The sequence below is a fragment of the Bacillus sp. NP247 genome, assembly GCF_018966865.1.
GTDB lineage: Bacteria > Bacillota > Bacilli > Bacillales > Bacillaceae_G > Bacillus_A.
In genome coordinates, this window is record NZ_CP076653.1 from 3661614 (window position 1) to 3684993 (window position 23380).

Genomic DNA, 23380 nt, shown 5'->3' on the forward strand with positions numbered 1-23380 from the left:
AGCAACGCCACATCTATATGGTTGAGATGTGTTACGCCTTCTAATCGGAGAATCTGCTTTATAGAACGTGTCCACAAGTTATATTTTACTACATGTAATATTTATTTGGTGTAATTTTACTGAATATGTATAATTGCATTAAGTTTACGAGAAAAAGAGAGTATACTTTGGTATTGTGTAATAAAGATAAAGCCCACCTACGGAAATAGGTGGGCTTTTTAATGCATAAAGAAAAGACCCCCATATTGATATGATCCCCTTATAGTAGACAGGAAAAAGAAAGCACATTACCCTGTTTACTATGGAGGGGATTTTTTATGGGAAAAATTAGAGTCACTTACGATGTAGAATTTAAGAAACAAGCTATAGATTTATACTTAAAAGACGGCATGAGTTATAAAAACATTGCGAAAGAATTAGGTATTCATCACTCGGTTGTAAGTCGTTGGGTGAAACACTTTGAAGCTGAAGGAATCAAAGGACTAGAAGAAAAACGCGGTAAAGCGAAAGGACCAGGTTTAGGTAGACCAAGGGTTAGACCCGAAGATCCAGAAGCTAAGATCAGACGATTAGAAGCGGAAAATGAAATGTTAAAAAAGCTCTTAGGGATGTAAAAGGAGGAATGAAAGTCGTATCCAAAACGAAAAAATTCGAAGTCATCCATGAAATGACAAAAACAGGTTATACAGTGACCATTCTATGCGATATTGCTGGTGTAACCAGAAGTGGGTACTACAAATGGATAAAACGGCATACGACGCCTTCAAAAAAACAATCAGAGGATATCGAAATTAAGAAAAAGATATTGGCGTGTCATAAAAAATTAAGAGGAATTTATGGATATAGAAGAATACAAGTGTGGCTGAAAGCCACATATAACCTTTATTTGAATCATAAGCGCATCCAAAGATTGATGCGTGAACTAGGTATCAAAGCCGTAATTAGGAAAAAACGACCTTATTACGGAAAAAAAGAAGCTTATGTGATTTCAGAGAACCATCTAAATAGGGAGTTTCAAGCTTCAAAACCGAATGAGAAATGGGTAACCGATATTACCTATTTGATTTTCAATGGACAGCGCTTGTACTTATCCGCTATTAAGGATTTATACAATAATGAAATTGTTGCCTATGAAACCAGTCGTAGAAACGACTTGAAACTTGTGTTAGATACACTGAAAAAGGCAAAGAAAAAACGAAATGTGAAGGGAATCCTCTTACATAGAGATCAAGGGTCCCAGTATACATCTCGTCAATATAATCAATTACTTAAAAAATATCAGATGAAGGCAAGTATGTCTCGAAGAGGCAACTGTTGGGATAATGCTTGTATGGAAAACTTCTTCAGTCACTTTAAGGCAGAGTGTTTTCATTTACACTCCTTCCATAAAGCGAATGAGGTCAAACTTGCCGTGCGTAAATATATGCACTTTTATAATCATCAAAGATTTCAAAAGAAATTAAATAACCTGAGTCCATATAAATATAGAACTCAGGTTGCTTAGTTGCGCTTTTTAAATACTGTCTACTTGACAGGGGTCACTGCATATAAGAGTGTCTTTTCTGATGGTTTTTTAGCAGAAGCAAGCAGCTCCAACTATGATTAATAGTATAAAGAGGGGGACCGTCAGGAAAATGCGGATTTACAACGCTAAGCCCATTTCCAAGACGATTCCCCTATTTTTAACAACGCTAAGAAAATTTCAATGGTCTTAGAGAATCTAATGAGACCACTTTCTCTGAATTAAAATGGTATTTTCCTAGTAAATTGATATGTTCCCAACCTAAAGGTGACATATGATGCAATAAGTTCTCATCAAAACTACCTATCCGTGTTTGATATTTAACTGCTTTTGTTAGATGTAAAGTATTCCAGATACTGATGGCATTGATAATTATGTTTAAGGCACTGGCTCTTTGCAATTGATGCTGTATGGTTCGTTTCCTAAGCTCACCTTGTTTATCGAAGAAAATAGCTCTTGCAAGTCCATTCATGGATTCTCCTTTAATTCGAATGGTGGCAGCACCTTTTATTAGAATTGTCCCCTTGGTTTAACAACTGCTTTTTTGTAAATAATATGTTTGTTAAAAAATTAATTAAGGGGGACTTGTATGCCAAAGGATCGAAAAGCAGAAGTTCAAAACGATGCATACGAAGGAAAAGAGATCATACCAGATAATCCACAATATCTACCGCGTCACGTGCAAATGGAGCTGCCTCACGAATTTTCTGTAAATCCTCTGTTTGCCCGCGAAGGAGAATCAGTCGTTCCGCGCTTTCACATGCCTGATGAAGGCATGTTACCAGAAACAGCGTATCAAATCGTCCATGATGAAATTGCCCTTGATGGCAATGCCCGCTTGAATCTTGCAACATTCGTTAGCACATGGATGGAGCCTGCCGCAGAGCACTTATATGCCAAATCATTCGACAAGAACATGATTGACAAGGATGAATATCCACAGACAGCCGAAATTGAGGAGCGGTGTGTTCGCATTTTAGCAAACCTCTGGCATTCGCCCAGCCCCCTTACGACTATGGGCGTTTCAACAACTGGATCGTCGGAAGCATGTATGCTCGGGGGGCTTGCGTTAAAGAGACGCTGGCAAAATGCACGCAAAAGCGAAGGGAAGCCGGTGGATCGGCCCAATATTGTGTTTAGTTCTGCTGTTCAAGTTGTTTGGGAAAAATTCGCGAACTATTGGGAGGTTGAACCACGCTATGTGAAGATTAGCCCTGAGCATCCCCGATTGGATCCTCAGGGGGTCCTCGCTGTCGTGGATGAAAATACGATTGGTGTAGTACCGATTCTCGGTGAGACTTATACCGGGCTTTACGAACCGGTGTCCGCCATTGCGAAGGCGTTGGACGATTTACAGGAGAGGACGGGCCTCGACATTCCCATGCATGTGGATGCGGCTTCGGGGGGATTTATAGCACCGTTTCTTCAACCAGATTTAGTCTGGGATTTTCAATTACCGAGGGTGAAGTCCATCAATGTATCCGGACATAAATATGGATTAGTCTATCCTGGGTTGGGTTGGATAATTTGGCGGGAAGCTGAAGATCTCCCTGAGGATCTAATCTTCCGCGTCTCCTATTTGGGCGGGAACATGCCGACTTTTGCCCTGAATTTCTCTCGTCCTGGCGCACAAGTGCTCCTGCAATATTACAATTATCTGCGTTTGGGGAAAAGTGGGTACTATGATGTCCAAAGGGCTTCTCAGAAAGTCGCTCTTTTTCTTAGCAAGGAGATTCAGAAGATGGAACCGTTCGAACTTTTGTCCGATGGTTCGGATATTCCGGTTTTCGCTTGGCGACTGAAAGATGGTTACACATTAAACTGGAATCTTTATGATTTATCTCGACAATTGCGTGTGTTCGGCTGGCAAGTACCCGCCTATCCATTGCCTCCAGATATGGAAGCGGTGACGATTATGCGCGTTGTGGTTCGAAATGGATTTTCCATGGATCTCGCGCATTTATTTTTGAGGAACCTCAAACAGACCGTTGCCTTTCTGGATTCCATGGACGGGCCTATGCCACATGATACGAAATGTGATAATGGGTTTCATCACTAAATGAAAAAAGCCTAATTTCTTCATATTTAATTGAGAAATTAGGCTTTTTAATATTGAAATTTCCTTAACGTTGTAAATCAGCATTTTTCTGACGCTATCCCATAAAGAAAAGACACCCATATATGAGTGTCTTTTCTAATAGTTTGTTTAGCAGAAGCAGCTAGCTCCAACTATGATTAATAAAATAAATAATACAACTAATAAAGCAAATCCTCCAGCGAAGCCGCCGCCGCCGCAACTACCACAACTACCACCAAATCCCATAATAGTTCCTCCTTTAGATAAGAGGATAAAACAAGGGGTCACTCATGTATTTTAACGGGTTCACTTTACTTTATGTTTTTAAGCATGAATTGAGCAGGTCCTTTTGAAAATAAAAAAAGACACCCTAAGGTGATTTTCTTATGTAGGGTGGGAAGACATCGGGTTGCCATCAAGGGATTCAGCCGAGTTACGTATAAATTGCATCAAAAATGTAAATCAGCATTTTTCTGTTGTTGTCCTTTATTACGACTTTGTCTTATAAATAATTCTGCAATGATTAAATTTGGCACCCACGCTAACCAAGCAATAACAGCATAACTAAGTTCGAAATGCTTCAGTCCAAATAGCAATACAAATAAAGGTAGCCAAATTCTTAATGTAACTGCCGCAAAGGTTAAGGAATAATTTCTGATCATCCAATTCCGATGGTCTTGAATTTTTTTATTCTTAACTCTGTTTAATGCTTGATATGCTGATGTTAGCCAAAATACGGATAACAAACCGAAACCAAGCTTTCCTACTAAGCCTCCCGTAGCGTAAAAGGATAAATAAAGTCCTGAAACGCCGCCAAATAATACACCAATCATATAGATTTTTCCAATCATTCGATGGCGACTGATATTCTTTTCTCTAAATTTTGTGGATAATGTAAAAGGACCAATTACTAACGCTACTACACTAGTTGCAATATGTAGAAATAACATATTGTACCAAAACGCACTCATTTTAGATAGAAACATAAGCTTCATTTGAACAAACCCTGCTTGAAATCCATCCATAATAAAATATTGGAAAACAGCATAACCAGCTACTAAAATAGCTGAAAAAGTAAATATAAACCAAGTTTTTTTATTCATAATTTCACCACCTCCTTGCAACATTTAAGGGAATTAGAACATATATTGCTGTTTATCTAGGGTTAAAAGAGAACTTAATTAACTTCTTTTACTTCTTTCGGCAGGGCATCATGTTCAATCCAGTTTTCGACTAAGCTATTAAACAGTTCAGGATTTGCTAAAGAAATTCCGTGATTAATTTTAGAAATAATACCACCTAATTAATCATACAACAAAAAAGGGATTTTTGGTTAATTTATCCATATATGCTACATTTGTTATTAGTAATTATTTTCTCAATAATCAATTTAGGAGTAGGTGTCACGGCTCCAATAATGACCGAAATAGTTATGCAAGCAGCAGGCCCATCTTATGAAAATATAGATGGGAAAACCTTAAATGTAAATTAACACCAGGTAATTGCTCGTTTAGTAGGGGTACTACCCAAAATAACAATAAAATCCTTCGAAAATTAATATAGTTTTTTAAAAATAGAGATGATATGATGGATAATAATACCATTTTTTCGCTTCATGTATGATTTTATAGTAGAATACCTCTATATTAAGATGATGTGAATAAGAGGGTATATTAGTAACAGGGGGAGAATAATGAAAAAGTTATTACAAGAAATTATAAATTGGATCAGTATGACCGATGAACAGATTGTTATTGGTATTTCAGGACACGGTGCTGCCGGAAAAACAACGTTCGCCAATAAGCTCATAAACCAATTAAATCAAAATAAAGTGAGTTATATTAATACAGATCCATACATTGTTAGTTCAAATGTACGAAAGTATACAAATATCCACTATACATATCAGAATGAAAATCATTATGATAAAATGACAGCTTGTCATCCATCAGCCCATCATTTGTCTGCGTTAGAAAGAGATGTTCAAATGGTAAGAGCTGGTTTAGATTTTTATACAATGGATACACATTATATAAAAAGTGAGTTAATTTCTTCGAAAAATAAGGTGACGATTGTAGAAGGAATGAGTGTCGCATTTATTAATCCAAATTTATTTGATTTGAAAATTTACTTCTATACAGATGGAGAAACAGAATTAATGAGAAGGTCTAGCCGTGATATTATTGAAAGAGGAGCCGATATTAATTACTTAAGGAAGTCTCATGAAGAACGTCGGATTCAGTATGAAGTGTTTATGCATCCGTATAGTCAACGTTTTGATATTATTATCAAAAATTCCAATGAAACAATATGTTTAGAAAAAAATACATTTGAGTTTTATAAAGTTTAAATGCAAATACTTTATTTACTAAAATAGCAAGTTAGTGAATAAATTGTTCATATTTTTTCGGAAGGATGTTAAGCAATGAGAGCACCGTATCAAGTATTGATATTTCCTTATATAAAAACTGACGATTCCATTCAATATGCCATTTTTAATCGAAGTGATTATGGTTATTGGCAAGGAATAGCTGGTGGTGGAGAAGATGGTGAGACTCCTATTGAATCAGCAAAACGAGAAGCGTTTGAAGAGGCTGGTATTACAAGAGAAAGTCCATATATAAAACTAGATTCTGTGTCTTCACTACCAGTAGAGGATGTAGTTGGTGAATTTCTTTGGGGCGAAGATGTTTATGTAATAAAAGAATTTTCTTTTGGAGTTAAAGTTCCTACAAAAAATATTAAATTATCTAAAGAACACTTCAATTATAAATGGCTGTGCTTTGAGGAAGCAGTAACACTTTTGAAATGGGATAGTAACAAAACAGCATTGTGGGAATTAAACAAAAGGCTGTTAAAACAATTAAAGTGTTAGTTAACAAAGCCGATAGTGGAGCGAGAATTAAACAACTTAAAAAAGCCTTGTTACATTACCTATGTAGCAAGGCTTTTTTCTTAGCGTACGAAATCGCGTTTTGTTGGCGGTACCCCGCTAAGAGCATGCAAGATTTTATACAGTTTTTCGGCTAATCCAATAACAAACGAGAACCCTAAAACCGCGCTAGGATAGGAATGTATAAAAAATGCATAGATCCATAGAACAAAAAAAGGAGATTTACTTGTGAGATTAGGGTTCCTCCTTATTTTTGCTACCGATAATGGGACGTTATGTTAACCTAACATGAATATCCTATACATTTAATTTGGCACGTTCGCTATGCTCTTTCATAATTAAATTCTGTAAAGGCAAACTAACCTAAAAAGCCTTTGGAGGAACTTATGAGACAGTTTATCGTAGCATTAGTAATATGTATGACCATTGTTGTAAATCCGTATCAGGCACAAGCGAGTACATCGGCATCCCTACCATGCAGTGTTATACTAAATCCACTCAACAAAGCAGACAAAAATGCCAAAGGAGTTGCTTTGGTCTATAAAGTGAAGTTAACAGCGAGTTTTCCACGAACAAATATAAGCATTCTGGGTGTACACCTATCTGACCCAAACACTTTGGGTAATTATGATACATACGAAGGTTTTGCCTTCATTCCAGAGAAAATTAGTTGGCGATTCAGACTTTATCCTTCTGAAGAAGATGATGGTCCTACTTGGGCCGGGAGAATTGACATTATTACAGCAGAAATGAAAGGGGTACAGATTCAAGTACGCCCATCCAATTCCAAGACCGAGAAGTTAGGGTTACCTGTTTTAACAAACAGTATCAAAGCCTGTAAATAAAGAACAGTCCATACAACTTCCAATAACGATAATTATATAAATAAGCTGTCCATATGGGCAGCTTATTTTATTTTTTGTTTAGCACGGGGATTTTTTTATGAAGAAAAGACACTCACATGAGTGTCTTTTCCGATAGTTTTTTAGCAGAAGCAGCTAGCTCCAACTATGATTAATAAAATAAATAATACAACTAATAAAGCAAATCCTCCAGCGAAGCCGCCACCGCCGCAACTACCACAACTACCACCAAAGCCCATAATAGTTCCTCCTTTAGATAAGAGGATAAAACAAGGGGTCACTCATGTATTTTAACGGGTTCACTTTACTTTATGTTTTTAAGCATGAATTGAGCAGGTCCTTTTGAAAATAAAGAAAAGACACCTTATAAGGTGTCCTCCTTCGATTTGAAACATTTTAAGTTTAATAATATACGCTCTCGCCACTGACCTATTAGGCTAAAATTTTATAGTATTTCTGAACAAAATTTTGTGCTAATTTTGAATCCTTAAGTTGATGGGGATCCTTTTACATTTTATCATTTTTAAAAAAATCCTTCATTATCTTAGCGTCTTTAACGTTCAATGTCACACCTTCTACCTTATCTTTCTTCTCATCTTTAGCAATCGTAATTTGCTCCTTATTATCAACCCACACAAGAAATTCTTCTTTTGAGTCATCTTTATATGTAACGGTTATAGTAGAATGTGCAGATGCTCTCTTTTTTTGATCTAGTGTGATTGTTTTCGTTGTTCCTTTTTGGACTGCTGAAGTGATTGATTGTATCATTTCCTCGTTATCTGTTTGAGATTTGGAACTAGTATTACTTGTTGTTCTAAGTAACTCAATACTTGTAATGTCGGCAGAGTTTAATTGAATGGCATTTTTCGTATTTTCTTGCTTAGTTTTTGGAGTATTATTTGTAGTAGAAGTGCTTGTACAACCTATTAAAGTTAAAGATAGAAAACTTAGAGCACATATGTAAGTGATTTTTTTCATTTTATCTCCTCCTCTAATTCAATTATAACAATATTCTGTTAATTTAGGTAGTTATTGTAAGGAAAAGGTAGAATAATATTTCACCCTTACAAAATTGTCACATTCATGTAAGGTAATTCAATAGATTAGATACTTTTTCCATGTCATAATAAAGACATAAGAAAGCACATTAAAAACTACAACTTATTAGGAGAGTGTCAGTCATGATTGTAACAACAACGTCTGGAATCCAAGGTAAAGAAATTATTGAGTATATTGATATTGTAAATGGTGAAGCTATTATGGGTGCAAATATTGTTCGTGATTTATTTGCTTCAGTTCGTGATGTTGTCGGTGGCCGTGCTGGTTCTTATGAAAGCAAGCTAAAAGAAGCTCGTGATATCGCGATGGATGAAATGAAAGAACTTGCAAAACAAAAAGGTGCGAACGCTATCGTTGGTATTGACGTAGATTATGAAGTTGTTCGTGATGGAATGTTAATGGTTGCTGTAAGTGGTACAGCTGTACGTATATAATTAAATAAAAATACAGGCTCACCCCTTGAAGTTTATGCTTTAAGGGGATTTTTTTGTTTTCAAGTAGTAGAAGTAAAAAGAATGAGCTTGATCCTTTAGGAAAAAGCCCATTCTTTTAATTTAAGCTATAAGATCTTTCGCTTTTATTTTTCTTTTGTTCATGACTAAAGTTAAAATGAACAAAATTAAGCTTAAAAGTGCCATTATAATAAAAACTTGCGTATAACCATCAAAATAATCACGAGCGATTCCTGCTAAGACAGGAATAAATCCGCCCATAATGTACCCTCCGGACTGCATCATAGCAGTCCATGCACTCGCATCTTCTGAAGTTTTTGTTTCATATAGCGGTAGCATGAGAGCGAGTGGGAATACGCCGCCGAGCCCGATACCTAGTAAAATAGAAGGGATCCATGGTGTAGTTAGTGGGTAAACCATAAGCGATAAACCTACGAGTACGAAGCATATACTCCCTAATAACCAAAGTGCTCGGTTTTTATAAATATCCGCTAATGTTGGAATTAAAAAGCTGCATATCATTTGAACAACTGTAAAAACAGTTATAAGAGTACCAGCTTGTTCGCTACTGACACCCATACTTTGATTTGCTGGCGCAAGCCACGTCGTAATGGAGTAAAAGATTCCTGATTGTAGTCCGAAAAAGATTGTGAACAACCATGCTTTTTTATTTCTTAAAGGTAAACTATTATTCTTTTTATCTTGTGTACTCGTATTCTTTTTTCGTTTCATAACCGGATACCAAAATAGAATAGCGATAATAGTAAGTACACCCCAAAAAGCGAGTGCCATATTCCAATCGTCTTTTAATACATGTTGTAAAGGAATCGTTAATCCTGCACTTAAAGAAGCGCCTGTCCCCATACCTACTGAATATATTCCAATCATTAAGCCGATTTTCGTAGGGAATTTTTCTTTAATAAAACCTGATAGTAACGGACCTGCAAGTGCAATTCCAATACCGATAAATAAAGAGCTCGCGAATAATGTGAAAATGGAAAAGGTAAAAGCTCTCATACATGTTGCCAAGCCAATTAAAATAAGACAAGCCATAATTGCTTTTTCTGCCCCATATTTTTTAATTACCTTCCCAGTCAGTAAGGCGAATGTCCCCATACAAAACACAGGAATAGCTGTTAAAAAACTAACGGAAAAATTGCTTATATTTAAGTCTTGTCGGATTGTTTCTAATAAAGGTGAAATAGATGTAATTCCGATACGTAAATTAATGGAAACAAAAAATAGTGCTAGTATATACAAATAAGTTCGTCCTTGATGTTTCAATTTAATTTTCTCCCATCTTAAACATCAGACGTTATTGAGTATATCATCTGATGTTTTAGTGTAATATATAAGGAGCTTATTTCAGCTCCAAATTTTGAACGGCGAATGTTCGTGCCTCTTCGGTATTTTGTTTTAAAATAGCTTGGAATAATTTTTCATGAATTTCAGAGTTATCTTCATAGTTCGCTGTATTTAATATTAATTGGCTTAAAATGTGGCGAAGGGCAGGTACGAAAGATTGATACAAATCAAGTAGAACTTCGTTTTTGCTCGCCTTTGCAATCGCTAGATGAAATTGAATATCTGCATCTATGTATGCTACATAATTTCCTTCTTGAAGGGCATTTTTTCTTTTATTCAAATGTCCTTTTAAGTATAAAAGATCCTCTTCGCTTCGGCGCTGTGCCGCTAACATCGCTACTTCTTTATCTAGCATATTTCTTGCTTCATACACATGATTAATATTAGCTGCTTGCAATCGTTTTTCAAATGAATCTTGTGTTGTATTTAGTGAGACAATACGAGTACCTTGTCCTTGTCGAACTTCTAAGATGCCGGCATGTACTAATATCTTTATGCTTTCTCGCAGCGTCGAACGCCCTACACCTAATTCTTCCATTAATTGCGGCTCTGTAGGGAGGCGATCACCAACTTCATACTCGCCAGAAAAGATTTTTTCTTGTAAACGTTCCAACACTTCATCGACTAATTTCCGTCGAGAAACTTTTGAAAAAGATTTCTTTTCGTTTATATTCATCTGCTCATCTCCTGTTATATTCGCTTTTATGATAACCAATTTAAGTTCTGTTGACAATGTTATTTTTTAGGTAGTTGAAGCGGGAGGGGATAACGTTGATGAATAAATGAAAGGACAGCACATATTTTATCCCGCTATTTGTGGGAGTCGGGCTGCCCGTAAACGCTCGATTGGTGCGGGCTGATTAAGGTTTCACTTTATATGACTCATATGTACTGCCCCCGTTTATGCCACAATCGCGTCTGTTTCTCGATTATGAATAATTGTTTCCTGTCTTGCTATAAATTTCATAAGCAAAAAATCCAAATAAATAGCCTATTCCAGCTCCTAAACCAACTGTAAACAGTGAATAATCCGGGGAAAATATGTCGACAATTATACCGATTAAACACCCTAAAAGCATTCCCATTGGTATTAAACTATCTAATAAAACTTGAGCGTTTTTTGATTTTTTCTTACCTAAGTTACCGTTGTTATATTTATGTTTAAGCCTTCCAATCACATATACTACAATTCCTCCGACTATTACAACAGGCGCAATTACCGTAATTAACCACATGTAGAATCTCCTTTCGCCTTTCAATAGAATTATACCAGATACTTACAATTCTGTACTCCTAAACGTATTATCTAATCTATTTAAAAGGTCGATCAAAAAGACTTCTTCAATTTTATTTAATCACTCGTCAAAAATACTTTCCCTTTTGTTTTTTCAGCAGACTGCACAACATCAACCGCCGTTTTCACATCTACTAAGTCATATGTGGAATGTACTGTCATGAAACGTAATTGTTTATCTTCTACTAAGCGGATTAAGTGACGAAACGTTTCTTGCCATTTATATGGTGACACTTCTTTATTCCAATGTCGTAAATGAAATATATTCGCGTGCACTTTTGCTTTCGTGACAATCTCTGCCCAGTTTACTTGTACGCCTGATAGAAGGCCTATAGTTAAAAAATGTCCATTTGGACGTACACAAAATGCTAATTCATTCCCGTCGGAGCCTCCAATAGAATCAATCGCAGCATCTGCACCGATTCCGTTTGTTAATTCCAAAACTGTTTCATAAAGCGGGGCAGTGGAAGTATCTATTACATGATGGGCACCAAGCTGAAGCAATTCTTCTGTATGTTTACTATTTCTAGTTACTGCAATTAATCGGAAGTTTAAAATTTGTGATAATTGAACAAAAAGGTGTCCAATAGCGGATCCACAAGCGTTCACTAATAAAACATCATTCTGTTTTAAGTTTAGCGTTTCTGTACACGTAACCCACGCTGTAAGGGGATTAATATACATTTGTGCCGCTGTGAAATCATCAATGGAATCAGGAATAGGGACTATAAAATCAGCTGATGTTTTCACATATTCTTGCCAAGTACCTTCTCCGCGTAAAGGTAAAACACGTTTACCGATAAGGTCTCTAGAAACAAAAGCTCCTACATTTTCTATAATACCAACACCTTCATAACCAGGTATGTTAGGTAAAGGGATTCTATGTGCATACGCTCCGGTTATTGGAATTAAGTCAGATGGATTAATCGGTCTAACTAGCATACGAACTAAAACTTCATTATCTTTTAATGGTTCTATATTTTTATATTCAACCTGTAACACATCTTTCGGATTGCCAAACTCATGAAATTGAATGCATTTTCCAAGCAAAATAATTGTTCCCCCTTAGTGTGATTAGATTAATTATAGCATTTTTGGTTGGATTGATTATTCCATTAGCACTAAATAAAAGGGAACAGAAAGTCGTCGTTTATACATCTGATAAAATCGTAGAAAATGGTATTGCTGTGTTTGAAAAATTTAATGAAAAATAGGCTCGGCCCTTGGAGTTTATGCTTTGAGGGGATTTTTATTGTGCAAATTTCAAAAAGATACATTAATTATGTAGCATTGTATGGATTGTAAAATCGATTTCCTGAATAAGTTATTAGGTACATAGTAATATAATAAAAAGACGCCCTTGTGAGCGCCTTTTTCCAACTTGAGATAGATGTATCATTATTGTTCTGTTAGGATACATAGCTCTCGTTTAAAGTTTTATCACACAAATGATCTGTGTATCAATTTTTTTGATATACAGATCATTTGTATGATAATTCTTATAGATAATTGCTGAATAATAATTTTACATAAATGCTTTTAAAAGTTCTTGAACCAATGGAATTACTCCACCTACAAATTTTAAAACTGCCATTGCGATTTCCATAAGATGGCCTCCTTTTTGAAATAGTAAGAGGTAATAAATCTTTATATTCTCATTATAGTAAGCGCTTACAAATACATCAATGCATTTCGATATGCAATATTTTATATTTGTATTCGGTAATGAGGAATCAGTAACCTATCAAAATATAAGTCGTATCTTGTATAATATAATGGTGGAGGTCGAATATGAAAAAAATAAATTCAAATATAGATTTGGATACAAATGTATTGGAAGCGGTATTTATTCCAAGAAGGTTTATTATTTTATGGATTATCCTCGTATATATAGCTTCAATGCTTTTAGAATTTCGTAATAATATTTTCTCTATGGATAGTTTCTTTTTTACAATAGTCATTGTTATTCATACTATTTTTCATTGGTATGCGAGTTCATTAAAGAATAGGCAATTGTTGTACTTCTTTTTTATACAACTCTTCATTGTGTTTTTGGCTGCATTTATTGCAACAAATGCTTCGATAGCGATTTTTGTTGGATTAACTCCTATTTTAATTGCCCAAAGTTTATATGTTTATCACAATATATTTAAAGTAATGGCAGTTTTTACTCTCATGTATGCAATATTTTGTGCTGCAATTAGTATTAATTATGGTGTGAATAAAGTAGCTATTCTTCTCTCTATGTTCCTTCTAGTATTAGCAATTATTGTTCCTTTTTCTTATATTAATAAGCAGCAATTTGATGCGCGTAATCGTATACAGAGTTATATTCAAGAGTTAGAGTCTGCATATATGAGATTGGAAGAATTGACATTAGCTAATGAAAGGCAGCGAATGGCAAGAGATTTACATGATACGTTAGCACAAGGTTTAGCAAGCTTAATTATGCAATTGGAAGCAATAGATGCCCATATGCAAAAAGGGAATACAGGACGATCTCAAGAGATTATGAAACAAACTATGATAAGAGCGAGACAAACTTTACATGATGCAAGGTTGGTTATTGATGATTTGCGTCATACTACTAATTCATTTAATGAAGCAGTAGAGGAAGAGGTTCAACGTTTTTCTGAGGCTACGTCTATACAGGTGAGATTTACTATTCAAAGCCCCCCGCATATTTCAAGCTTAGTAAAAGAGCATTGTTTATATATAATTAGTGAATGTTTAACGAATATCGCAAAACATTCACAGGCAACAGATGTAAATTTAAAAGTTGAATATATCGATGATCTTGAAAAACTTACTATTGAAGTTGAAGATAATGGAATTGGGTTTGACACTGGATATATCGGTAAGAATCCTGGACATTATGGTTTGATTGGCTTAAATGAGCGTGTTCGATTGATTAAGGGAGAAATACATATATTGAGTGAAAAGATGAAGGGTACGAAAGTGTATATTCAAGTGCCTATAAATAAAGAAGGAGATAGCCATGAAGTATAACGTATTAATTGTGGATGATCATTTCGTTGTAAGAGAAGGTCTGAAACTAATAATAGAAACGAGTGATTCATTTCAAATTATAGGTGAGGCTGCAAACGGAGAAGAAGCCCTTTCTTTCATAGAGAAAAAGGAACCTGATGTCATTTTAATGGATTTAAATATGCCTAAAATGAGTGGTTTAGAAACAATTGAGGCTTTGAATAAAAAACAAAACCATACGCCGATTATCATATTAACTACTTATAACGAAGACGAATTAATGTTAAAGGGAATTGAGTTAGGGGCAAAAGGATATTTGCTAAAAGATACGGATCGTGAGAATTTGTTTCGAACGTTGGAAGCGGCTATTCGAGGTGAGATTTTACTACAACCAGATATTATGGAAAAGATAGTGAAGTATAAAAGGAAAGAAGTACATGCTGATAAGGTTGAAGGGAATAACTTAACAGAAAAAGAATTGTTTGTGTTGAAAGCTATTGCACGCGGATATAAAAATAAAGAAATTGCATTCGATATGGGGATAGCTGAGCGAACGGTAAAAGCATATTTAACAAATATATACAATAAATTAGGTGTTAATTCTCGGTCAGAAGCAGTAGCTGTATCTATTGAAAGGAAGTTAATTCATTTTTAAAACATTATATATGCCCAATCGTACATTATAGGCTTGCCCTTTTGTACGATTTTTTTATTTCTTTCTCATGTTATGCTTCAGAAAGTATGAGAGATTTAAGAACAATCTAATTGCATTACAATTACAGACGTTTCTAATGTAGGAAAGGAAGAAGAATAATTAAATGGAAACTTTGCTTTTAATTCCTGTATTAATTTTCTTTATTTGGCTGCAAAGCAAACAAAGAAAAATAAACTGGATAGATATTATAACTTTTCTCATGATGATAGGGATTATTACTTATACGGCGCCGCAACCAATGACTAGGGATTTACAAGCAGAGCTACTGGCAGTTACGCTTTTTTCTTTCGCTATTGGTATTTGGCAAGGTGGGGGAATTACAGTCTGTTATGAGGATGAAATTTTATATATTACAAATGGAAAACAGTATTCCATTTCATGGATTCTCTTAATAATTGGCAACATAATTATTATTAATATATTTGAAGGTGGATTTACATTTAATGGACCGTGGTTTCTTTTGTGTAGTGTTGTCATTACATCTGGGGTGAAAACCAGTATTCTATGTGTTCTGTACAAATTAACAGTGCGAAATTGACTGGAAAATCAAAGCTGTTTTCTTTTATCCCAACATAGAACGTATTGCTGTAAATTCATTCAAAGATTACAGTTCATAAGAAATGGGGGGGTAACACAGATGTTGCTACCTATTACTACATTTTATAGGTTTAGTTGGCTGGGGAGTTTTGCTTTCTCTTCAGAAAAGGTTAGCAGGAATCGAGCGTTTTCGAGGGCCGAAGAACTAAATGCTAATTTGTATGAAAAGAAATGTATAGATTCAGTTAGTAATATTCATGAGAAAATAACGATAGATGTTGTGAAATATGGTGATAATTATGTATCGGGCCATGCGAAACCTTATGCAACAATTATCATAACGAGCGGCGATATGCTTGTTGGAAGTGGACGGGTTAATGAGTATGGAGAGTTTAAAATATATACGAATAATCATCTGGAAGAGTACTTGATAATAAAAGTTCAATTGATATTAGATGGTTTTTATCAAGAGAGTATAATAGTAAAGGTAGATTGTTAATTTATAATGATTCCAGTTTTTATTTAGTAAATAAAATTAAAAGGAAGCAACAAATTGTTGCTTCCTTCTTCTATCAAGCCGAAGCTTTCTTCATTCTCTCAAGTAAACTAGATAAAATATGCGTACGATAAGATTCTAGTTTTTTACCTTCATAAGTACGAATCCCTAATTTTTTTAGTTCTTTTACATACCAACCTTTGCTTCCGAAATACATGTGATCGCTCCCCTTCAACTTTTTTTATTTGTCCTGATTGTACTTGGAGGTACGGGTAATATAATGAAGGAAATGAATTTCGCGCGAAAATGGTTAACTTTGTTGCAAAAGACATATATACTAAGGGTAGTATATAACGAGGTGGGCAAGACGTGATTATAGAGAAGCACGAAATTCAAATTGACCAAATTACGAGCGGTAAAGTGAATATCTTTACTTTCTATCGAAATAGAAAGCAAATTGACGATTACTTTTTACGATTGCAAGAACCATCGCTTACAGCAAACTACTTCTTCCATTTTCATTTTGATGCAGAGAGCCTTCATCTTCTGCAGGAAGAGTTTCCGAGCGTATATCCGTACGACCGTAGTGAAACGATTCACGACTGGACGGAAAAGATGAAGAAAGAATTGCAACATCAGATCCAAACAGGAAAATGGAATAAGCGCGTACGTATCGGTAATCGTATTCTAGATGTGGAGTTTACGTGGTGTGACGAAGATATAGTAGAATGAAAAAGAAGCGGATGACGCTTCTTTTTTTAGCGCTGGAATAAAACGAGCTTACCTGCGGAAGATGTGCAGCGATGTGTTTTTTCATACAATCCTTTTTCTTGTAAAATAGATTCGCCTTTTGCTTTCGCTTCTTTTTCAGTTGCCGCCTCGAATGATTCATCTAATGCTTTTGAACCATCTTTTTCAAAGACTGTTAGAACGTATACTCCCATGAAAATTCCCTCCAATAATTAAAATCAGAATCTTATAACTATTTTGGCATAAATCACTAGAATATGCAAAGAAATATATGACATTGCGTGTTACAATAAAGTGAAACTTTAATCAGTGGGGGATTTTTTATTTCCTGCTTATTACTAGTTTTCACCAATTGAGCATTTATTGTTTGTGTTCATGCGGATAAGATGAAACTTTTGAACTATAGAAAGGATCGTTATTTGTGAAACAAGTGAAGTTTATACATGCGGCTGATTTGCATTTGGATAGTCCGTTTAAAGGAATGGAAATGAATGTAGCGCAGTCTGTTTGGGAGAGAATGAAGCAAAGTACGTTTGAATCGTTCGAGCGTATTGTTGATAAAGCGATTCAAGAGCGCGTTGATTTTGTATTATTAGCTGGGGATTTGTATGATGCGGAGACGAGAAGTTTGAGGGCGCAAGTGTTTGTACGTGAGCAAATGAAGAGACTTTCGCAGTACGATATTCCCGTTTTTATTATTCACGGTAACCACGATCATTTAGGGGGAAGCTGGGCGGCAATTGAGTTTCCGGAAAATGTTCATGTGTTTACGGAGCCTTATGTAGAAGAGAAGTCGTTTTATAAAAATGGTGAGCTGTTAGCTTCTATTTACGGGTTTAGTTATTTGCAGCAAGCGGTAACGGATAATATGACAGTGCAGTATACGAAAATGAGTGATGCGCCTTTTCATATTGGAATGCTTCACGGAAGTGTGGAAGGGGATGCAGAACATAATCGTTATGCACCGTTTCAAATTCGTGAGCTGAAGGAAAAGCAGTTTGATTATTGGGCTCTCGGCCATATACATAAACGTGAAATTTTATCAGAAGAGCCATGCATTATTTATCCAGGTAATATACAAGGTCGTCATCGTAAGGAAACAGGCGAGAAGGGTGCGTACCTTATTGAACTCACGAAACAAGGATCGCATTGTTCGTTTTTCCATACTGGGGATGTAGTGTGGGATGAGATTGAAGTTAGTATCGATGGACTTGAAACTGTTGATGATCTTATGACGAGCGCGTCAAGTGCGATGAATGAATGTCGAAGAGAAGAGGAAGGCACGCTTTTAACTGTCGTATTTACAGGGCAGGGGCCACTTTCTCCTTATTTGCGTGAAGACAAGCGCGTGGAAGAGATTTTTCATATTTTAGCAGCTGGCGAAGAGCGAAAAGACTTTGTGTATGCGATGAAGTGGAAAAATGAGACGGTTTCTTTTGCGGAAATTGAACGTTTGAAAGAAGAAAATCATTTCGTCGGTAGTGTGCTGAAAGAGTTAGAAGCTTTCACAAATATGGATGGAGTATTGCGCACCATTTGGACATCTCCTGTAGCACGTAATAGTATTGAAGCTTTTACGGAAGAAGAGAAGAAAGAGATTCAAAAGGAAGCGGAAAATATTATTTTAGAGCAATTATTCCAGCAAGAGAGGGATAAAAAATGAGAATTGAAAAACTCCATATTTATGGCTATGGAAAACTAGAAAATGTGGAAATGGATCTGTCAATGCTGACGGTACTGTACGGTGAAAATGAAGCGGGGAAATCGACAATTCGCTCGTTTATGAAAAGTATCTTATTCGGTTTTCCAACGAGAGGACAACGCCGTTATGAGCCGAAAGAAGGCGGGAAGTACGGCGGAGCGATGACTGTTCAAACAGAGAAGTACGGCCGTTTGAAAATTGAACGATTGCCAAAGACGGCAGTAGGCGCGGTGACCGTTTATTTTGAAGACGGGAAAATTGGCGGCGAAGATATTTTAAACGATATATTAAGCGGTGTGAATGAAAGCTTATTTGATTCTGTTTTTTCATTTGATATGCATGGTCTTCAAAATATTCATCAGCTCGGCGAAGCGGATATCGGCAATTATTTATTTTCGGCCAGCGCAGTCGGAAGTGATGCGTTATTGCAGTTAGATAAAAAATTAGAAAAAGAAATGAATCAGCGCTTTAAGCCGAGTGGTCGTAATCCTGAAATTAATGTGTCACTGCAAGAGATGAAGAAAATTGAGGAAAAGATGAAAGAGTGGCAAGGGAAAATTGGCACGTATGAAAAACAAGTCGAGCAGTTAAAAGAAAGTGAAGAGAAACTTGCTTCTGTTCGTGCGGAAAAAGAGTCAGCCGAAAGACGAAAGCAAGATTATGAAATATTAGCGGCGCTTGAGCCTCTCGTTATTGAAAAGAGTGCGCACGAGAAAGTGTTGAAAAGCGAGAACGGGCAGTTTCCTGTAAACGGAATGGCGCGCTATGAGGCGGTAAAGGCAAAGATAGAACCGCTCCAAGTACAAGTAGATTCACTTCAAAAAAAGATAGAAACAGTGCAATCAGAAATTGATTCCACAGAAATAGATGAAGCATTTTTACAAAAAGAAAGTTACGTAGAAGAACTTCGTATGCAGCACATGTCTTATGAAAATGCACGCCAAGAAATGCGTGATATGACGGGAAGTATTGCGAATATAAAAGAAGAAATCGCAGAACTAGAGCAACAAATTGGTGCAACTTTTGAACAAGAGACTGTTCTTTCATTTGATATAAGTTTAGCGACGAAAGAATTAATTACGCAAACTGTGCAAAAGGCGCGTGAATTAGAATCGCAAAAAGCACAACTAGATGAACGTTTTAAAACGGCTCAGGAGCAATTAGAAGAGCAAGAAGAAAATATAAGAGAAATCAGCCAGCAAATGCTAGCTGATGAAGAACGAAATACGTTAGTTGAGAAAGAAAAATCATTTCAGGATGCGGCATTTTTAGGAATGGGTGCAGAGAGAATGAAGCGCAAGTATGAGGAAAAAGCAGGGGCGGCTATGCAAAAGAAAAAACAGTGGCAAAGAATTTGTCTTCTGTTACTTCTTATTAACACGCTTGTTTTATTCACGAGTTTATTTATAGATAACCGCTTGCTGTTATTTATTAGTGTGATTGTTTTTGTAGGGATTGTTTTAGCACTCGTTTTATATAAAGATCCTTCGGGTGGATTACAAGAAGAGCTTCTTACTCTTCAGCAAAGTGCTGGCGGGCGTCAAAGTGAAGAGGCGATGTCCGTTCGTTATCAGTTAGAAAAAGATGAAGAGATTCGTAAGCTATTTGAGCGTGAATCGTATAAGTTGCAGCAAATGGAGCGAGCGTATGATAAAGTCGTTTCATCCTATGAGGAATGGGAGAGAGAAACGTTCCAAATAGGAGAACAAGTAGATGCGTATAAAACGCGCTATATGTTCCCTGAATTTTATACGTATGCACACATATTACCGGCGTTTGAGCGTATTGAAAAAATGCAGCAATTATATCGTGATTTAGAGAAGCAAAGTAAGCGGAAATCTTCATTGTATGAAATGATTTCGCACTTTGAGCATAAACTAGAAACTGTTATCGGTAGTAAAGAGTATAGTAATTTACATGAGGCGCAAAGTCGTATACAAAATGAAAAAGAGAAGCACCAAACTTGTAAGCTGCTGAAAGAGAAGCTGGCGGAATGGCAAGAAGAATATGAGTTCATGCAAGAGCAATTAAAACAACTGCTAGTAGAGCGAGATGGGTTATGGCATATCGCAGAATCTACAGATGAAGAGATGTTTTTAGAAGCGGGTAAACTGGCAGAGAAACGTGAAGATGCAGATAAGCAAGTGGGGCGTTTATTACCTCAAATTGATCTGTTAGAACAGCGCTTAACGAGTTTGTCATTAGCTGAGCATTATGAGGCTGACGGTTATGATGAAAAATTAAAGCAAGAAATTACAGCCGCGCAAAACTGTCTGGCAGGGGAGAAAGAACTGACAGAGCGTATTGCGAAGCATCGAATAGAAATTGCGAATTTAGAAGAAGGCAGTACGTATGGTGATTTACTACATGAGTGGGAAATGAAAAAATCACAAGTGCGTGAACAAGTGAAGAAGTGGGCTGCATATGCGGCCGCGAAGACAGTATTAACGAAAACGAAGCAATATTATCATGAAGTGCATTTGCCGCGCATTTTACAAAAATCTGAAGAGTATTTCGTGTATTTAACGGGCGGACGATATAGTAAAATATTCTCACCGTCAGAGGCGGAACCTTTTATTGTCGAACGTAACGATGGTATGCGTTTTTACAGCCATGAACTAAGCCAAGCGACAGCGGAGCAGTTATATTTATCATTGCGATTTGCGCTAGCGAAAACGTTTGAGCATGACTATCCATTTATTATTGATGATAGCTTCGTACATTTTGACGCGGTAAGGACGAATCGAACGATTGAACTTATAAAGGAAATTGCGAAAGATAGACAAGTAATCTTCTTTACATGCCATGCGCATTTATTAACATATTTTAAAGAAAATCAGATTATAAAATTAACGCGTAAGCTTAAAGAAAATGAGTTGTAGTATGCTATACTAAAAGTAATTGATTTGGTGGAGGAATTCGAATGAAAAAGAAAATTGTAGAATATGAAGTTGGAGAACAAGTCGATGTTTTCTTGTTAATTAAAACAGCGACAAAAGGTCTCGCAAGTAATGGGAAGCCGTTTTTAACAGTGATCTTACAAGACCCAAGTGGAGATATTGAAGCGAAGCTATGGGATGTATCACCAGAAGTTGAGAAACAATATGTAGCGGAAACGATCGTTAAAGTAGCTGGCGATATTCTAAACTACAAAGGACGTATTCAATTACGTGTGAAACAAATTCGAGTTGCGAATGAGAATGAAGTAACGGACATCTCGGACTTTGTAGAAAAAGCTCCAATAAAAAAAGAAGATATGGTTGAGAAAATTACGCAATACATATTTGAAATGAGAAACCCGAACATTCAGCGTCTAACAAGACATTTATTAAATAAGCATCAAAATGAATTTTTAGAATATCCAGCAGCGACGAAAAATCATCATGAGTTCGTATCTGGACTAGCTTACCATGTCGTATCGATGTTAGATTTAGCGAAAGCTATCTCGGCTCTATACCCATCGTTAGATAAAGATTTACTTTATGCAGGCGTTATTTTACACGACCTTGGTAAAGTATTCGAACTATCTGGCCCAATCTCTACAACGTATACGTTAGAAGGAAATTTACTAGGCCACATCTCTATCATGGTGAACGAAATTGGTAAAGCAGCAGATGAACTACAAATCGATGCAGAAGAAGTATTAATCCTTCAGCACATCGTCCTTTCCCATCACGGAAAAGCAGAATGGGGTAGCCCAAAACCACCATTAGTGAAAGAAGCAGAAATTCTGCACTACATCGATAACTTAGATGCAAAAATGAACATGATGGACCGCGCATTAGGACGCACAAAACCAGGCGAATACACAGAACGTGTCTTTGCGCTTGATAATCGTTCGTTCTATAAGCCAACTTTCCATAATTAAGATTGTGAATAGAATGGCCTCATTAAGTGTTAAGAGCTTAGTGAGGCTGTTTTTGTATTGAAAATGAAATAAAATAGTTAAGAAGTACGCATGGGTGTAACGAAGAACTAATAAAACATATCTTGCCACTAGAATGGGAGCATATCAACTTTTTAGTTGAGTAACGCCAGCATTTCAGAAAAAATACAATAAGCTGTCCATATGGGCAGCTTATTTACATAATTCTCGTTATTGGAAGTTGATTAATATTAGCTTATTTGTCTTATAAGTTAAATTGAGAACAATTAGATTCCCAAATATTTCAGTTCTTTTTTTATGTTATTCAAAGCAAATCCCTCTCGTTCTCGAAAGGGGTTATTTGATTCGTTCGAAGATAATCTCAAAATATTGCGCGTATCCTGCGATTGATGGTGCAAAGATTTGAACAAATTTCCAACCGTCTTCAGCATGTTCGGCAATAATACGCTTATAATCTTCTTTAGGTTCCCCTTTCCAGTTATTAACTTCGACTTTCACGAATTTGTAATCGTACATATCCTTTCCCCCTTTTCCTAATTGTACCATTTAGGAGAATCGATTTGTTATGATTTTTGGATGTATATGGTATTCGCATTCAGTTAATATAACGTAACATTATCGGTAGCAAGGACAAGGAGGAACCCTGCTCTCACAAGGGAACCTCCTTTTTACGTTCTATGGATCTATACATTTTTTTATACATTCCTATCCTGAAGGGGATTTTAAGATTTCTGTTTGTTACTGAATTAGCTGAAAAACTGTATAAAACCTTGCATACTTC

27 protein-coding genes and 3 pseudogenes are annotated in these 23380 nt (G+C 36.1%); 15 read left to right on the top strand and 15 right to left on the bottom strand.

From position 1 onward, the window contains the following. The first annotated feature begins 317 nt into the window (after positions 1-317). Positions 318-614 (top strand): transposase, encoded by a 297-nt coding sequence (locus KPL75_RS19085; RefSeq protein WP_016096828.1) that lies wholly within the window; start codon positions 318-320, stop codon positions 612-614. An 8-nt stretch (positions 615-622) separates the two neighbouring features. Continuing rightward, complete coding sequence (locus KPL75_RS19090; protein ID WP_219917358.1) at positions 623-1504, top strand: IS3 family transposase; 882 nt, start codon at positions 623-625, stop codon at positions 1502-1504. Positions 1505-1573: 69 nt separating this feature from the next. Here KPL75_RS19090 and KPL75_RS19095 read toward each other — a convergent pair. Together KPL75_RS19095 and KPL75_RS19100 are read right to left on the bottom strand one after the other, a co-directional pair. Continuing rightward, positions 1574-1630, bottom strand: a pseudogene (locus tag KPL75_RS19095) (YjcZ family sporulation protein); the annotation flags it as partial. 61 nt (positions 1631-1691) lie between these two features. After that, positions 1692-2006: pseudogene (locus KPL75_RS19100) on the bottom strand (Tn3 family transposase); the annotation flags it as partial. 105 nt (positions 2007-2111) lie between these two features. Between KPL75_RS19100 and KPL75_RS19105 the strand changes: the two are divergent. Further along, entirely contained in the window at positions 2112-3581 is a 1470-nt protein-coding gene (locus KPL75_RS19105) for a glutamate decarboxylase (protein ID WP_219917359.1), read from the top strand. A 147-nt stretch (positions 3582-3728) separates the two neighbouring features. Here KPL75_RS19105 and KPL75_RS19110 read toward each other — a convergent pair whose 3' ends face one another. The 3 genes and pseudogenes from KPL75_RS19110 to KPL75_RS27475 all read right to left on the bottom strand — a co-directional run. Next, positions 3729-3845, bottom strand: coding sequence for a YjcZ family sporulation protein (locus KPL75_RS19110; RefSeq protein WP_002069235.1), 117 nt, complete (start codon positions 3843-3845; stop codon positions 3729-3731). 203 nt (positions 3846-4048) lie between these two features. Next, complete coding sequence (locus KPL75_RS19115; protein WP_219917360.1) at positions 4049-4702, bottom strand: DUF2306 domain-containing protein; 654 nt, start codon at positions 4700-4702, stop codon at positions 4049-4051. Positions 4703-4776: 74 nt separating this feature from the next. Continuing rightward, positions 4777-4899: pseudogene (locus KPL75_RS27475) on the bottom strand (alpha/beta hydrolase); the annotation flags it as partial. A 393-nt stretch (positions 4900-5292) separates the two neighbouring features. On the opposite strand from KPL75_RS27475, the gene KPL75_RS19120 reads away from it, so the two are divergent. The 3 genes from KPL75_RS19120 (at position 5293) to KPL75_RS19130 (ending at position 7337) form a co-directional block, all read left to right on the top strand. Further along, on the top strand, positions 5293-5949 hold the full coding sequence (locus tag KPL75_RS19120; protein ID WP_002202909.1) for a uridine kinase family protein: 657 nt from the start codon (positions 5293-5295) through the stop codon (positions 5947-5949). 75 nt (positions 5950-6024) lie between these two features. After that, positions 6025-6474: an NUDIX hydrolase gene (locus KPL75_RS19125; protein WP_060750962.1), complete on the top strand. Its 450-nt coding sequence runs from the start codon at positions 6025-6027 to the stop codon at positions 6472-6474. Positions 6475-6878: 404 nt separating this feature from the next. Further along, positions 6879-7337, top strand: coding sequence for a YoqH family protein (locus KPL75_RS19130; protein ID WP_219917361.1), 459 nt, complete (start codon positions 6879-6881; stop codon positions 7335-7337). A gap of 140 nt (positions 7338-7477) precedes the next feature. On the opposite strand, the gene KPL75_RS19135 is transcribed toward KPL75_RS19130, so the two are convergent. Together KPL75_RS19135 and KPL75_RS19140 are read right to left on the bottom strand one after the other, a co-directional pair. Beyond that, positions 7478-7594 (bottom strand): YjcZ family sporulation protein, encoded by a 117-nt coding sequence (locus KPL75_RS19135; RefSeq protein ID WP_002069235.1) that lies wholly within the window; start codon positions 7592-7594, stop codon positions 7478-7480. A 268-nt stretch (positions 7595-7862) separates the two neighbouring features. Continuing rightward, complete coding sequence (locus KPL75_RS19140) at positions 7863-8333, bottom strand: hypothetical protein (protein WP_219917362.1); 471 nt, start codon at positions 8331-8333, stop codon at positions 7863-7865. 203 nt (positions 8334-8536) lie between these two features. On the opposite strand from KPL75_RS19140, the gene KPL75_RS19145 reads away from it, so the two are divergent. Continuing rightward, positions 8537-8848, top strand: a complete 312-nt coding sequence (locus tag KPL75_RS19145) for a YbjQ family protein (protein WP_000637510.1) — start codon at positions 8537-8539, stop codon at positions 8846-8848. 120 nt (positions 8849-8968) lie between these two features. Here the strand turns inward: KPL75_RS19145 and KPL75_RS19150 are convergent, their stop codons facing one another. The 5 genes from KPL75_RS19150 to KPL75_RS27690 form a co-directional block, all read right to left on the bottom strand. Then, the gene (locus KPL75_RS19150) at positions 8969-10156 is read right to left on the bottom strand and encodes an MFS transporter (RefSeq protein WP_375141035.1); all 1188 of its coding nucleotides are present in this window, start codon (positions 10154-10156) and stop codon (positions 8969-8971) included. Positions 10157-10226: 70 nt separating this feature from the next. Further along, positions 10227-10907, bottom strand: a complete 681-nt coding sequence (locus tag KPL75_RS19155; protein WP_219917364.1) for a FadR/GntR family transcriptional regulator — start codon at positions 10905-10907, stop codon at positions 10227-10229. 253 nt (positions 10908-11160) lie between these two features. Next, positions 11161-11466: a hypothetical protein gene (locus KPL75_RS19160; protein ID WP_002150133.1), complete on the bottom strand. Its 306-nt coding sequence runs from the start codon at positions 11464-11466 to the stop codon at positions 11161-11163. A 116-nt stretch (positions 11467-11582) separates the two neighbouring features. Next, a complete protein-coding gene (locus tag KPL75_RS19165) occupies positions 11583-12575 on the bottom strand; it encodes a zinc-dependent alcohol dehydrogenase family protein (protein ID WP_219917365.1) in 993 nt (330 codons plus the stop codon). 475 nt (positions 12576-13050) lie between these two features. Next, positions 13051-13236: a hypothetical protein gene (locus KPL75_RS27690; protein WP_309137456.1), complete on the bottom strand. Its 186-nt coding sequence runs from the start codon at positions 13234-13236 to the stop codon at positions 13051-13053. 80 nt (positions 13237-13316) lie between these two features. Between KPL75_RS27690 and KPL75_RS19170 the strand changes: the two genes are divergently transcribed. The 4 genes from KPL75_RS19170 to KPL75_RS19185 all read left to right on the top strand — a co-directional run bounded on the left by KPL75_RS19170 (position 13317) and on the right by KPL75_RS19185 (position 16264). Then, on the top strand, positions 13317-14534 hold the full coding sequence (locus KPL75_RS19170; protein ID WP_219917366.1) for a sensor histidine kinase: 1218 nt from the start codon (positions 13317-13319) through the stop codon (positions 14532-14534). Beyond that, entirely contained in the window at positions 14524-15168 is a 645-nt protein-coding gene (locus tag KPL75_RS19175; protein WP_002150129.1) for a response regulator, read from the top strand. The genes KPL75_RS19170 and KPL75_RS19175 overlap by 11 nt, the downstream gene beginning before the upstream one ends. A 163-nt stretch (positions 15169-15331) precedes the next feature. After that, a complete protein-coding gene (locus KPL75_RS19180) occupies positions 15332-15766 on the top strand; it encodes a hypothetical protein (RefSeq protein WP_219917367.1) in 435 nt (144 codons plus the stop codon). Between the two features lie 99 nt (positions 15767-15865). Beyond that, complete coding sequence (locus tag KPL75_RS19185; protein ID WP_219917368.1) at positions 15866-16264, top strand: Ig-like domain-containing protein; 399 nt, start codon at positions 15866-15868, stop codon at positions 16262-16264. A gap of 73 nt (positions 16265-16337) precedes the next feature. Here the strand turns inward: KPL75_RS19185 and KPL75_RS19190 are convergent, their stop codons facing one another. Further along, positions 16338-16478 (bottom strand): YflJ family protein, encoded by a 141-nt coding sequence (locus KPL75_RS19190; protein ID WP_000273535.1) that lies wholly within the window; start codon positions 16476-16478, stop codon positions 16338-16340. 152 nt (positions 16479-16630) lie between these two features. Here KPL75_RS19190 and KPL75_RS19195 point away from each other — a divergent pair, with 152 nt between their 5' ends. Then, a complete protein-coding gene (locus KPL75_RS19195) occupies positions 16631-16993 on the top strand; it encodes a hypothetical protein (RefSeq protein ID WP_219917369.1) in 363 nt (120 codons plus the stop codon). Between the two features lie 26 nt (positions 16994-17019). On the opposite strand, the gene KPL75_RS19200 is transcribed toward KPL75_RS19195, so the two are convergent. After that, positions 17020-17205 (bottom strand): YhzD family protein, encoded by a 186-nt coding sequence (locus KPL75_RS19200; RefSeq protein ID WP_000539551.1) that lies wholly within the window; start codon positions 17203-17205, stop codon positions 17020-17022. A gap of 227 nt (positions 17206-17432) precedes the next feature. Between KPL75_RS19200 and KPL75_RS19205 the strand changes: the two genes are divergently transcribed. From KPL75_RS19205 to yhaM, 3 genes are read left to right on the top strand one after another with little or no spacing between them, the layout of a single operon-like run. After that, positions 17433-18674 carry a metallophosphoesterase family protein gene (locus KPL75_RS19205; RefSeq protein WP_219917370.1) on the top strand — a complete coding sequence of 414 codons (1242 nt, stop codon included), beginning with the start codon at positions 17433-17435 and terminating at the stop codon, positions 18672-18674. Continuing rightward, the gene (locus tag KPL75_RS19210) at positions 18671-21595 is read left to right on the top strand and encodes an ATP-binding protein (RefSeq protein WP_219917371.1); all 2925 of its coding nucleotides are present in this window, start codon (positions 18671-18673) and stop codon (positions 21593-21595) included. Before KPL75_RS19205 ends, KPL75_RS19210 begins: the two co-directional genes overlap by 4 nt. Before the next feature lie 41 nt (positions 21596-21636). Continuing rightward, positions 21637-22581, top strand: coding sequence for a 3'-5' exoribonuclease YhaM (gene yhaM / locus KPL75_RS19215; RefSeq protein ID WP_002011096.1), 945 nt, complete (start codon positions 21637-21639; stop codon positions 22579-22581). A 354-nt stretch (positions 22582-22935) separates the two neighbouring features. Here yhaM and KPL75_RS19220 read toward each other — a convergent pair whose 3' ends face one another. Continuing rightward, on the bottom strand, positions 22936-23115 hold the full coding sequence (locus KPL75_RS19220; RefSeq protein ID WP_000272495.1) for a DUF4177 domain-containing protein: 180 nt from the start codon (positions 23113-23115) through the stop codon (positions 22936-22938). Positions 23116-23380 lie beyond the last annotated feature (265 nt).